The sequence below is a fragment of the Nonomuraea sp. NPDC047529 genome (assembly GCF_040642995.1).
In the GTDB taxonomy this organism is placed as follows: domain Bacteria; phylum Actinomycetota; class Actinomycetes; order Streptosporangiales; family Streptosporangiaceae; genus Nonomuraea.
Map to the genome: position 1 here is coordinate 119,182 of NZ_JBEYTJ010000012.1, position 13,390 is coordinate 132,571.

Genomic DNA, 13,390 nt, shown 5'->3' on the forward strand with positions numbered 1-13,390 from the left:
GCCCCGATATGTCCGGCGACTTGCCCATGACGACGACCGCGGCCGCCCAGGTGGAAGGTCCGCCGGTGGCCGACGACGGCGCCGCCCTCGCGGACACGTTGGCGGGCGCCCTCCTGCGCGCCGCGAGCGAGGCGCCGGACCACGGCGTGGTGATCGTCGCGCCCGACGGCCTGTCCAGCACCGTCCTCACCTATCCGGAGCTGCTCGCTGCCGCGCGTTCCGTGCTGGCCGGGCTGCTGCGGGCCGGCTGCGCGCCCGGGGACACGATCGTCCTGTACGGTCTGGACCTGGCGGACTACTTCCCCGCTCTGTGGGCCTGCCTGCTGGGCGGGCTCGTGCCGCTGCCGGTGGACGCGCGCCGTGACACGGCCTCCCGCACCCGGTCGGTCGAACGGCTACGCGGTGCGTGTGACGTCCTCGGCCGTCCTCGTGTCCTGACCGACGCGGCCGGCGTCCGGACGCTGGCGGGCGAGAACGATCTGCGCCCGATCGACGTCGCCGAGTGCCGGGCGGCGGCCGTGACGGACCCGACGCCTCCGCCCGCGCCCGGCGGGGCGGACACGGCGTTGCTCATGCTGTCGTCCGGCAGCACGGGAAAGCCGAAGCTCATTCCCCTGACGCACGCGGGCCTCGTCGACTTCGCCGCCGGAAATCGGCACATGGTGGGCTGGGAGCAGCAGGAGAAGACGCTCAACTGGCTGCCCCTCGACCTCAGCGCGAGCCTGCTGCTCTACCACGTGCTGCCGGTGTTCCTGCGGATGACCAACGTCCACGTGCCGCCGGAGGTCGTCCTCGCCCGCCCGGTGCGCTGGTTCGACCTGATCTGCGCGCATGGGGCGCACCACGCGTGGGCGCCCACGTTCGCCTTCCGGCTGCTGTGCTCCGCGCTCGCGGGCGGCGGGGAGCGGCCCCGCTGGGATCTGAGGCACGTACGGACGATCGTGAGCGGCGGTGAGCAGATCACGGTACGCGCCGTCGACGACCTGCTCGACGCGCTGGCCCCGTACGGCCTGCCGCGCGACTGTTTCGTCCCGGCCTGGGGCATGACCGAGACCTGCACGGGCATCACGTTCGGCCGGTACGGCGAGCCGGGCGGCGTGCATCGGCTGCGTTCATCGAGCCTGCACGGCAGGGTCGCGCCGGCCGGGCCCGAGGTGCCGCACGAGGAGTGCGCCTCCTACGTCGCACTCGGACGGCCCGCGCCGGGCTCGGCCATCCGCATCGTGGACGACCGGCAGCGGCTGCTCACGGAGGGCGAGATCGGCCATCTGCAGGTGCGCTCCCCACGGGTGACGCCCGGCTATCTCCACGACGACGAGGCGAACGCGCGGGCGTTCCCCGAAGGCCGAGGCGGGCCGGAGAGCTGGCTGGCCACGGGGGATCTGGCGTACGTCCTGGACGGTCGGCTCGTGATGGTCGGCCGGCACAAGGACGTCATCGTCATCAACGGCGAGAACCACTCGTGCACGGCGATCGAGGCGGTCGTCGAGACCGTCGACGGCGTCGCGCGGGGAGCCGTCGCGGCCTGCGGGGTACCCGACGAGGCGCTGGGCAGCGAACGGCTTGCGATCTTCTTCGCCTGCTCGCCCGGCGACCGCACGGCCGACGAGATCGCCGGCGACGTGGGACGGACCGTCGTCCGCCGGCTGGGCCTGTTCGCCCACCACCTCGTGCCCCTGGCGCCCGAGGACTTCCCGCGCACACCGGGCGGCAAGCTGCGACGCGCCGACCTGGCCGCGATGGTGCCCCGGGGACGGCCCTCGGAAAGACCTCCGCGGGACGCCACCGCGTCCCCGGAGCTGCTCCGCCTGCTGCGCTCGGAGGTCGCCTCGCTCGGCGTGGCCGTGGATCCGGGGGGCGCCGACGACCACCGGCCCTTCCACGAGTTCGGCCTGACCTCGGTCTCGATCGTGCGCCTGCACGCGCGCCTCGACGAGGTGCTCGGGCGCGAGCTGCCCGTCCACGTCCTCTTCGAGCACCCGTCGATCGCCGAACTGGCGGCGTTCCTCGACCGGCGCACGAGCGAACCGGACCACGGCGCGAGGCGGCCGTCCGCCCCGGACCCGCGGATGGCCGTCATCGGGATCGGGCTCAGGTTCCCGGGAGCCCGCACGGCCGGGGAGTACTGGGAGAACCTGCGCCGGGGAAAGGACTGCACGACGGCCTCTCCCGGACTGACGCGCCGTGGAATGCTCGACGACGTCTTCGCGTTCGAGCCCCGGTTCTTCGGCATGAGCCCGAAGGAGGCCACCCTCACCCATCCCGGGCACCGGCTGTTCCTGGAATGCGCCTACGAGGCGCTGGAGGGGGCGGGATACGCCGCCGATGGCGCGGACGCCCGCGTCGGAGTGTTCGCCGGCGAGGGGATGACCCTGCTCGGGTACCAGTCGCCCGCCTCGGGCGGCCGGCCGGCCGGAGGACTCACGGACGCCATGCAGGCCGCGATCGGCAGGCAGAGCGACTTCCTGGCCTCGACCGTCTCGTTCCGGCTCGGCCTCACCGGGCCGGCGATCGGCGTCCAGACGGCCTGCTCGACGTCTCTCACCGCCGTGCACCTCGCGATCCAGGCGTTACGCGCCGGCGATGCCGACATGGCACTGGCCGGCGCGGCGGCGATCAACCTGCCGCAGGACTCGCGGTACGTCCACCACCCCGAGTCCGTGCTCTCCCCGACCGGGATGTGCCGGCCGTTCGACGCCGGGGCGGACGGCACCGTCCCGGGAAACGGGGTCGGCGTCGTCCTGCTCAAGCCCCTCGCGGCGGCGATCGAGGACGGAGATCCCGTACTCGCGGTGATCTCCGGCACGGCCGTCAACAACGACGGCCGGCGAAAGGCGGGTTTCACCGCCCCGAGCGTGCAGGGCCAGGTGGACGTCGTCCGCACCGCGCTGCGACGTGCCGGCCTCCGCGGCGACGACCTCGGCTATGTCGAGGCGCACGGCACGGGCACCCCGGTCGGCGACCCCATCGAGTTCGAGGCTCTCAGCCGGGCACTGCGCTCGGACTCGGGACGTGTGGGCTTCTGCGCGCTCGGATCGGTCAAATCGAGCGTCGGCCATCTCGACACGTGCTCGGGCATCGCCGGCCTGATCAAGGTGGTGCTGATGCTCGGGCACCGCGAACTGGTGCCCACACCCAACCTCTCAACGCCCCATCCGGCGCTGAACCTGGGAAGCAGCCCCTTGACCCTGGCCGCCTCGCCGCGGCCGGTGCCCTGGACGCCCGAAGGCTCGCAGCCGCTGCGTGCGGGGGTGAACTCGCTCGGCGTGGGCGGCACCAACGCCTTCGTGGTCGTGGAGGAGCCGCCCGCGCGCGTCCTCTCCACGTCAGGTGAGCGTTCCTACCCGGTGCCGCTGTCAGGGCGTACCGAGGAGGCGGTCCGCCGGACGGCGGCCCGGATCGCGGACTGGCTGGTCCGGCATCCGGACGTGACCGTGCCCGACGTGGTGGCCTCGCTGGCACGCCGTCCCGCCTTCGAGGTACGCGCCGCCGTGGTCGCCGCGTCCGTGGCGGAACTCGTGCCTTCCCTACGCGCCTGCCAGGTCCCGGCAGCCGGTTCCGCGCCGCCGCGGGACGGCTCGCTGGCCTTCGTCTTCTCGGGACAGGGCAACGCCCACCACGGCATGGCGCGCGACCTCCACGCGTCGTTGCCGGTGTTCCGGAGCGTGCTCGACGAGTGCGAGCAGGCCCACCTGGAGCACACCGGCGTCAGCCTCTCGGACGCGCTGCTCGGCCGGCGGGGAACCGGCCCGCTTCCCAACGACCTCGCGCAACCGGCGTCGTTCGCCTTCCAGGTCGCGCTCGCCGCCCAGCTTCGCGACTGGGGCGTGGAGCCGGAGTACGTGTGCGGGCACAGCCTCGGCGAGATCTCCGCGCTGTGCGTGGGCGGCGCCCTTTCCGTCCGCGAGGGCGTGCTGCTGACCGCGCGGCGCGGCCGGCTGATGGAATCGTCCGTCGCGGAAGGCGGCATGCTGGCCGTACGCGGGGACGCGGCGCTGATCGAGCGTCTCGCCCGCGACAGCGGGCTGGAGATCGCGGCGCACAACGGAGCTCGTGAGTTCGTGCTCTCCGGCACCGTCACGGCGCTCCGGCGCTGCGAACGGCTCCTGACGGAGGCGGAACTGGACTGGCGCCGCCTGGAGGTGAACCGGGCGTTTCACTCGGCCCTGCTCGACCCCATGCTGGAGGAGTGGGAGCGTGCCGTCTCCGCCCGCACACTGTCGCCGCTCAGGGTGCCGCTGGTCTCGTCGGTCGACGGCGCGGTGCTGACCGCCGGTGACGCACCCGATCCCCGCTACCTCGTACGACAGGCGCGGAACGCGGTGCGCTACGACCGGGCCGTGTCCTCGCTGCGGGACTCCGGATGCCGGTCATTCCTGGAGATCGGCCCGAGAGACGAGCTCGCCGCTCTCGGGCGCCGGCTGACGCCGGACCTGGACTGGTCGTCGGCGCAGCGACGTGGGACGGAACCACTCAAGGCGCTCGCGCTCGCCGTGGGCGAGCTGCACGTGGCGGGACGCCCGGTGGCGTGGAGCCGGGTCGCCGCGGAAGGCCGGCGTGCCGCCCTGCCGGGCCATCCCTTTCAGCGCACGGACATCCCCTACACCGGGCACGAGGAGAAGGTAGCTGTGAACGGTCCTCTCACCATCATCCGGTCGCTGACGGCGGAGCGGCTCGGCCTCGCCCCCGGCGACGTCGACGTGGACGCCACCTTCGTGGCGCTGGGCGGCGACTCGTTGTCGATGGTCTCGCTGACCAGGCAGGTCGCCAGGGAGTTCGGGGTACGCGTGCCGCTGCGCGCCCTGTTCGACGAGGCCGACACGCCACGCAAGCTCGCCGACTCCGTGACCGGAGGCGTCGAGGTGGACGTCCCGCCGCCGCCCGCCCCCGGGAACGGGCCCGACGTCGCGGTGACCGAGCTCACCGATGTGTACGCGGCGCAGCTCAGGCTGGCCGAGGGCATGGTGGACAAGGTGACCGGGCTGATCGCACGGCAACTCGACGTGCTGGCCGCACGACCGGCGCCGCAGCCACCGGCTCAGGTCGTGCCCCCGGAGGCTCGGGCCGTGGCTCCGCCGCCCGCCGCGGCCGTCCCCGTCACGACCGCTCCCGCACCGTCGCGGCCGGACGCCGCCGCGACGGGAGCGTGCGACTTCAGCCTCTACTTCTTCGGCAACTATCCGGACCAGGACGCGAACGCCAGATATGCCCACATCGTGAGCGCCGCGGAGTACGCCGACCGCCACGACTTCCACGCCCTGTGGATCCCCGAGCGCCATTTCCACTCCTTCGGCGGCCTGTTCCCCAACCCGTCGGTGCTGGCAGCCGCGCTGGCGACCCGCACGTCAAAGGTCCGGCTCCACGCCGGCTCCGTCGTCCTGCCGCTCCATGACCCGATCCGGGTCGCCGAGGAGTGGTCCATGGTCGACAACCTCTCGCAGGGGCGCGCCGGCCTCTGCGTGGCCTCGGGGTGGCACGCGAACGACTTCGCGCTGGCGCCGGCGAGTTACGCCGACCGCCGTGACCTGATGGTCGAGCGGCTCGGCACCGTGCGGCGGCTCTGGGCGGGCGAGAAGATCTCCGTCACCTCCGGCACGGGGGAGAGCATCGAGGTGGGGCTGTTCCCGCGTCCGGTTCAGCCGCGGCCTCCGCTCTACGTCGCCGTGGTCGGCAACCCGGACAGTTACCGCCGGGCGGCCGAGAACGATCTGGGCATCGTCACCAACCTCATGTCACAGAGCGTCGACCAGCTCGCGGCGAACATCGCCCGCTACCGGGACGCGCGGGCCGAGCATGGTCTCGATCCGGCCGCCGGCCGCGTCGTCGTCCTGATGCACACCTATGTCGGCGACGACCTGGACCGGGTCCGCCGGGAAGCGGCCGGGCCGTTCCGCGAGTATCTCCGGGCTTCGCTGCATCTGCTCGGCGACCTCGCCGGCAGCCTGGGCATCGAAGGGGACGTCACCCGGGCCGACCAGGCGGACGTGGAATACCTGCTCGACGAGGCGTACGAGCGCTACTGCCGCGACCGTGCGCTGATCGGCACTCCGGAGAGCTGCCGCCCGATCGCCGACTCGCTGATCGCCGCCGGCGTGGACGAGATCGCCTGCTTCGTCGACTTCGGGCTGCCCGGCGAGCAGATGCTCGCGGGGCTGCCGGGGATTTCCACCCTCCGGGCGCGGGCCGCCGCGCCACCCGCGCGGAAAGAGGTGGAGCAGCGGGCGCAACCTCCCGCTCCGGCCTCCCCGGCGCAGCGGCGGCTGTGGATCGTCGAGCAGATGTATCCCGGCCGTCACGACTACTGGGAGCCGAAGGGAATCCTGCTGGAGGGCGCGCTCGACGTCGAAGTGCTGCTCGACGCCCTGCGGCAGGTGATCGCCCGCCATCCGCAGCTACGCTCCCGGTTCCGGGAGGTCGACGGCCGGATTCAGCAGTCGTTCCACGCGCCGGGTCCGGTGCGGTGCCCTGTCGTGGACCTGACCGGCCACACCGTGGAACAGGCGCACGCCGAGCTGGCGCGGGAGCTGCGCGGGCGGAGGCCGGATCTGTCCGAGGGGCCGCTGGTCCTCGCCACCCTGGCCGTGCTCGGTGAGGGCCGCCACTTGTTGTTCCTGCTGGCGCACCACATGGTCTTCGACTCCTTCTCCACCGGAGTGTTCGCCCGGGACCTCGCGGCCTTCTACCGGGCCTGGCCCGGTCGGCCCGCGGATCTTCCCGCGCTTGCCGCCTCGGTGGCGGCCCGTCCCGAGCACACCCCCGGCGATCTCGCCTTCTGGACCGGGGAGCTGGCCGGTGCCGAGGTCCTCGCCCTTCCGACCGACCGCGCCGTCGCGGGCTCTCACGTGGTTCAGGGCGCATGTCTGACCCGCGAGTTCGGTGACCGGCTGGCCGCGGGCGTCGAGTCGTACGCCCGCGATCACGGGGCCACGACGTTCATGGTGATCCTGAGCGCGCTCGGTGCGGTCTTCGCGCGGATGGCCGGCCAGGACGACTTCATGCTCGGCACGGCGGTGACCGACCGGCCGGAGGGCACCGAGCACCAGGTGGGCATGTTCATCAACACGTTGGCGCTGCGCATGGACGTGACGGGCGACCCGAGCTTCCCCCAGCTGGTACGGCGTGTCCGCGACCGGTGCGCACGCGCCTACGAGCACCAGAACGTCCCGTTCGACGACCTGGTGACCGCGCTCAACCCCGAGCGGGTCGCCGGCGCCAACCCCCTGTTCGACGTGATGATCGAGTACGAGAGGGCGACCGGTCTCGACTTCGACCCGCCGCGCGTGCGCGCCGAGATCGTGGACGCCCCGGCGGACCGGGCGCCGTTCGCCCTCACCTTCTACCTGACCAGGCACGAGACCGGACTGCGGTGCGCGGTCGAGTACGACTCGGCGCTGTTCGACGCCTCCACGGTGGCACGCGTCCTGGACTACACCCGTGAGGTGCTCGACCGGGCGCTGACCGACGGCGCGGCGCCGCTGTCCGCGCTCACCCGGCTCACGGCGGCCGACCGCGACGCCCTGGAGGCCCGCCAGGCTCCGGCGAAGGCGCCCGAGCCGCCCTTGTGCCTGCACCACCTCGTCGAGGAGCAGGCCCGGCGCACCCCGGAGGCGACGGCGATCGTCGGCGACGAGGGACGGCTCACCTATCGGGAGCTCGACGAGGCCGCGAACGCCCTGGCCGGCGCCCTGGCGGAGCGGGGCCTCGGCCGGGGGGACCGGGCAGCCGTCCGCATGGCTCCGGGCGCGAATCTGATCATCACGCTTCTCGCCGTGCTCAAGGCCGGCGCCGCGTACGTCCCGCTGGACGTCTCACTGCCGAAGAGCCGCATCGACTTCTGCCTGGAGGACAGCAAGGCGGCTCTGCTGGTCGTGGACGAAGGCTTCGCCGGTTCTCCATGGGAGCCGACGTTCGTGGTCGACGACACCGTCCGCACCTCGTTCGCCGCGGAACCGCCGCGGGTGCCCAGCACGCCGGAGGACATCGCCTACTGCGTCTACACCTCCGGCTCCACCGGCAGGCCGAAGGCGGTGCAGGTGCCACACCGCGGCCCGGTGAACCTGGCGCGCTGGCAACTGCGCAACCATTCGCCGCTGCGCACCCTGCAATGGACCTCCGTCGCCTTCGACGTCAGCGTGCAGGAGATCTTCGGGACCCTCGCCTCCGGGGCGGCACTGGTCGTCGTGCCGGAAGGCGTGCGCGGCGACGCGCAGGCGCTGGGCGCCGCTCTGAACCGGCACGACGTGCAGCGGCTCCACCTGCCCTGCACGGCCCTGAAACACCTGGCCGAGTGCGATCTGAAGGCGCCGTCCCTGCGCGAGGTCCTCAGCGCGGGCGAACCGCTCACCGTCACCGCCGCGCTGAGACGGTTCCTCGACGCGCATCCGGACGTCCGGCTGTTCAACCAGTACGGCCCGACCGAGACCTCCGTGATCGTCACCAGTCACGAGGTCACCGACCTCGACAGCCCGCTCGTGCCGATCGGCCGGCCCATCGACAACGTGCGCGTCCAGGTCATGGACGGCAACGGGCAGGAGGTGCCGATCGGCGCGATCGGCGAGCTGTACGTCGGCGGGGTGGCCGTCGCCCACGGGTACCTCGACGATCTCGCCCTCACGAAGAGGCGCTTCCTGTCCGGCGCCGAAGGGCCGGTCTACCGCACGGGCGACCTCGTACGGTGGCGTGCCGACGGCGATCTGGAGTTCCACGGCCGTCAGGACCAGCAGGTGAAGATCCGCGGCCACCGGGTCGAGCCCGGGGAGACCGAATGGGCGCTCGGGCGGCTGGCCGAGGTCCAGAACTGCGCGGTGCTCGTACGCCCCGACGCCTCCGGCGATCCGCAGCTGGTCGCCTACGTGGTGATCGAGCCCGGGACGTTCTCGCAGGAGCGGCCGTGGAACGTCGAGCTGCGCGACAGCCTGCGCGCGCTGCTGCCGTCGTATCTCGTGCCGGACAAGTGGATACGCGTGGACGAGCTGCCGATGAACGCCAACAGGAAGTTGTCCTCCGCCGACCTCCCCGACCCTGTGGAGGAGGACGGGGCAGCCGACGGGGACAAGCCCGTCACCGCCGTGGAGGAGGCGCTGCACGAGATCTGGTGCGCCGAGCTGGAACTCCGCGCGATGCCGGTGACCCGGTCCTTCTTCGACGCCGGGGGCAACTCGCTGAAGGCGCTGCGGGTCATCACGTTGATGCGGGAGCGGTTCGGCTACCAGTATCCGCTGGCCGACTTCATGGCCGAGCCGGACATCCGATCGGTGGCCGGCCGCCTGGAGGTGGCGAATGACGTCGCCGCCGTCCACTGACAGCCCACCTCGCGAGGCGCGGAGCAGGGCGTTCATACCGTCGCTCACCCTGTCGGGCTTCACCGTCTCGCTCATCAACATCCTGCCGGTGCCGCTGCTGCCGAGTCTGCCGGAGATGCTGGGCACCACGCCGGCGTCCGTGTACTGGACGGTGACGGCGACGCTGCTGGTCGCCGCCGTGTCCACGCCGATCTGCGGGCGTCTGGGCGACATGCTGGGCAAACGCCGGGTGCTGCTGTACTGCCTGGGCCTGATGGTCGTCGGCTCGGTGATCTGCGGCTGCGCCGGCTCCGCGGCGACGCTGATCGGCGGACGCGCCCTGCAGGGCTGCGCGGCGGGGGCGCTGCCTCTCGGGCTGAGCATCATGCGGGACCAGCTTCCCGCGCGGCGGCTCGGGCGGGGACTCGCCGCCATGAGCGCCTCGATCGGGCTCGGCGGGACCGTCGGGTTCCCGCTGGCGGCGTTCATCTCCGAGCACGCGGACTGGCATGCGCTGTTCTGGCTGGTGGTCGCCTTGGGCGTGGTCCAGGTGTCGCTGGTCGCGTTCTTCGTGCCCGAGAGCGGCATCCGGCACGGCGGGCGTTTCGACTGGATCGGCGCCACCTCGTTGTCGGCCGGGCTGGTGTGCGTTCTCGTGGCCCTGTCGAAGGGCCACGACTGGGGGTGGACGAGCCCCGCCATCCTGGGCGCCGCCGTCGTGGGCACGGTCGTCATCGCCTGCTGGGCGCGGTACGAGTCACGCGTCGGCCAGCCGCTCGTCAACCTGCGCACGCTGCGCGCTCTGCCGATGCTCCTGACCAACGTGGTCACGTTACTGGTCGGCTTCGCGATGTTCGTGCTGTCCCTCGTGGTGCCCCAGATGTTGCAGGCGCCGCCGGGTACGGGGTACGGCGCGGCGTGGTCCATGGTCGAGGCGGGGCTCGCGCTCGCTCCGGCCGGGATCGCGATGGTGGCCGTCGCCCCGGTGTCCACGCGGATCGTCGTCAGGTTGCGGAGCAGGGGCGTGCTCCTGCTCGGTTGCGGAGTCGTCGGCACCGGCTACGCGCTGATCATCCCGCTGTCGGGATCGTCCTGGATCGTTCTCGCCCCTGCCGTCGTCGGCGTCGGGCTGGGCCTGGCGTTCTTCGCCATGCCCGCCATCATCGCCGCGACCGCCCCCGCTGCCGAGACAGCCGCGGCCAACGGGTTCAACACCCTCGTCCGGCAGCTCGGCGCCGCGCTCTCCAGCGCGTTGACGAGTGCCGTCTTCGCCAACTACAACGTCCGAGTCCCGGTGGGCGGCGTCGTGCACCTCTACCCGTCGCGTACCGGCCTGACGATCGCCCTGCTGGCCGCCTGCGCCGCCTGCGCCGTGGCCGCGGTGGTCACGACCTGCATTCCGAGGGATGTGTCATGAACGACCGGCTCCAAGACCCGCGGGGGACGCTCATCTTCGACGGCGACTGCGGCTTCTGCACCTCGGTGGTGCGGCTGCTGTCGCGGCACGTCGCACCCGGCGTCGACTACCGTCCCTGGCAGCGAGAGGACCTCGACGCGCTGGCGCTCACGATCGAGCAGGTGACGCGCGAGGTGTGGTGGCTGCACCCGGCCGAGACCCGCGCCGGCGGCGCGCGGGCGTTCGCCAGAGTTCTGCGGCACGGACGTCGGCCGTGGCCGATCGCCGGCCGGCTGATGGAGCTGCGGCCGATCGCCGCTCCGGCCGCTCTCGTCTATCGCTGGATCGCGCGCAACAGGAGCAGGCTGCCCGGCGGCACCCCCGCCTGCCGGTTGTAAGGCCGTCGCCCCTCTTCGTGGGGGGGCGGGAGTTGCCTTCGTTCTGCCGATGGAACTACCCATCGAATCGTCCGGTGCTGCCTAAAGTGTTCATCGATGAAGCCGCCCCGCATTTGGACGAAGTGACCCATGGAAAACGAACGGCAGCAGGCATTGTCGAGGATATTCGCGGACGTGCTGGAGGTGGCCGAGGTCGGAGCGGACGACAACTTCTTCGACCTCGGCGGAAACTCCATCATGGCCATGAAGATCGTCAGTCGGGTGCGTGACGAACTCGACGGGAAAGTGACGGCCCGCCTCTTCTACCGGTGGCCGACGATTGCCGGGCTCGACCAGAACGTGGAATTCGGGGTGGCGCCCGGCGACCCGATGACACGTTATCCGGAATAGGAGCGCGGCATGACGCGTATACCGATCATCAAGCATGAGCGTTCGTCCGCTCCTGAAACTCGGCTCTTCTGTTTTCCGCACATCGCGGGCGGCCCGGCCATGTTCACGAGCTGGGCCGAGGCGTTGCCGCCGGAGATCGAGCTGTGCGTGCCTCTGCTCCCCGGCAGGGAGCGGAGTTTCGGCCGGGCGCCGTTCACCGACATCGAGGACCTGTGCGCGGCGCTGCACGAGGCGGTCGGCCCTGCCATGGACATTCCGTCGGTCTTCTTCGGCGACTGTCTCGGCGCGCTGGTGGCCTTCCGGCTCGCACAGCGGCTCCAGGCCGCCGGGGAGACCGGCCCGCGCATGTTGATCGTGCAGGGTGTGGGCGCGCCCCAGACACTCGCGGAGACGGAAATGGGATATCCGCCGTCCGACGCGGCCACCGGTGAGCTGGTGGACTACCTGAAGCGCGCCGGCGACACCGATTCCGCGCTGCTGGACGACCCGGACTGGGTGGAGATCCTGGAGCCGGCGCTCCGCGGGGATCTGGCCATCGCGGAGAGCTTCCGTCACCACGCCGCCCCGCCGCTGACCGTACCGATCTCCGTCGTCGTACGTGACCAGGCCAGAGCGACGATCGCCGACTTCTCCCTGTGGGCCGGCCTGACCGACTCGGAGTTCACCCTGCGCGTGCTGCCTCCCGGACCCCGGGAATGGGAGCGGACCGCCGCGGCGGTGGGTCGCCAGATTTCCCGGACGAGCTAGTCGAAGGGCTGTCCAGTGCATCATCGAGTGCGGGCCGTGGGCCTGATCATGGCCTTGACCTCCGCCTGTTGCTTCGGCTTCGCCGGGGTCGCGGCGAAGGCCCTCGGTCATGTCGGCCTGGGATCGCTGCAGGCGGTGTGGATTCGGCTGCTCATAGGTTCCTGCCTGCTCGTGCCGTTCGTGCTCCTGCGGCGGCGGGACGCTCTGCGCGTCCCCCGGTCGGTGCTGCCGGCCATGGCCGCGTACGGTCTGCTGGCGGTGGCCGGCGCGCAGGGCATGTTCTTCGCCGCGCTTTCCCGGATACCGGTGGGCATCGCCCTTCTGATCGTCTATCTGGCGCCCGTCCTCGTACTGCTCTGGGTGCGCGTCATGTGGCGGCGGAGGATCTCCTCGCACGCCGTTCTCGGCGCCGTTCTGGTGACGATGGGACTGGCGTCGGTCGTGCAGGTGCGGGCGGGTGCGGGACTCGACCCGCTCGGCCTCTTGTTCGCTCTGTCCGCCGCCTGCTGTCTTGCCACGTATTTCCTGCTCAGTGAATCGCTGGCCGGAGTCGACGTGCTCGGCCTGCTGGTCTGGGGGCTCGGTGGCGGCGCCCTCGTCCTGACCCCCGTGGCCGCGCCATGGAACATCCGCTGGGCGGCATTCCTGGAGGACGTACCGGTCGGCGGCTGGCAGGTGCCCGTTGTCGGCGTGCTCGCGTGGCTGGTGCTGGTGAGCACGATCGCGGCCTACCTCACGGGCATGGGCGCGGTCAGGCGCCTGTCGTCCCCGCTGGCCAGCGTTCTCGCCAGCCTTGAGGTCCTGGTGGCGGCCGTGGTGGCACTGATAGCGCTGGACGAGCGGCTGTCGTTCGTGCAGTGGTGCGGCATGTTTCTCGTGCTCGCCGGTTCGTTCCTGTCCAACCGGGCCGCGAAAGAAGGAGGGGGGAAGCCGGGGCGGAGCCGTCCGGACGATGCCGAAGGGCCGCGTGTGGTCGTGGACGCCGGCCCGGTCGCGCGCCCGGCGGCACCCGGCCGTCACGCCGTCACCGTCTCCCGTACCGGCTTCGACGACCCCGCGCAGCGCCTTGTCACGGAGCTTCAGCCGCGCCTCCTGCACCCGACGCGGCAGCACGGCGAACACTGACCTCTCGTCCGCGCGACACCGTCCTCCAGGCTGCCGCCCCGACTATGTAACGG

The 13,390-nt window shown here is 71.8% G+C and carries 6 protein-coding genes; all 6 read left to right on the plus strand.

The genetic code is table 11. The features are described 5' to 3' along the window. The first annotated feature begins 8 nt into the window (after positions 1-8). Complete coding sequence (locus ABZ815_RS21210; RefSeq protein ID WP_357700324.1) at positions 9-9,302, plus strand: amino acid adenylation domain-containing protein; 9,294 nt, start codon at positions 9-11, stop codon at positions 9,300-9,302. Continuing rightward, positions 9,280-10,698 carry an MFS transporter gene (locus ABZ815_RS21215; protein WP_357700326.1) on the plus strand — a complete coding sequence of 473 codons (1,419 nt, stop codon included), beginning with the start codon at positions 9,280-9,282 and terminating at the stop codon, positions 10,696-10,698. Before ABZ815_RS21210 ends, ABZ815_RS21215 begins: the two co-directional genes overlap by 23 nt. Next, positions 10,695-11,075 (plus strand): DCC1-like thiol-disulfide oxidoreductase family protein, encoded by a 381-nt coding sequence (locus ABZ815_RS21220; protein WP_357700329.1) that lies wholly within the window; start codon positions 10,695-10,697, stop codon positions 11,073-11,075. The genes ABZ815_RS21215 and ABZ815_RS21220 overlap by 4 nt, the downstream gene beginning before the upstream one ends. A gap of 129 nt (positions 11,076-11,204) precedes the next feature. Continuing rightward, complete coding sequence (locus ABZ815_RS21225) at positions 11,205-11,465, plus strand: phosphopantetheine-binding protein (RefSeq protein WP_357700330.1); 261 nt, start codon at positions 11,205-11,207, stop codon at positions 11,463-11,465. A gap of 9 nt (positions 11,466-11,474) precedes the next feature. After that, positions 11,475-12,212, plus strand: coding sequence for a thioesterase domain-containing protein (locus ABZ815_RS21230; RefSeq protein WP_357700332.1), 738 nt, complete (start codon positions 11,475-11,477; stop codon positions 12,210-12,212). Positions 12,213-12,248: 36 nt separating this feature from the next. Further along, the gene (locus ABZ815_RS21235) at positions 12,249-13,337 is read left to right on the plus strand and encodes an EamA family transporter (RefSeq protein WP_357700335.1); all 1,089 of its coding nucleotides are present in this window, start codon (positions 12,249-12,251) and stop codon (positions 13,335-13,337) included. Positions 13,338-13,390 lie beyond the last annotated feature (53 nt).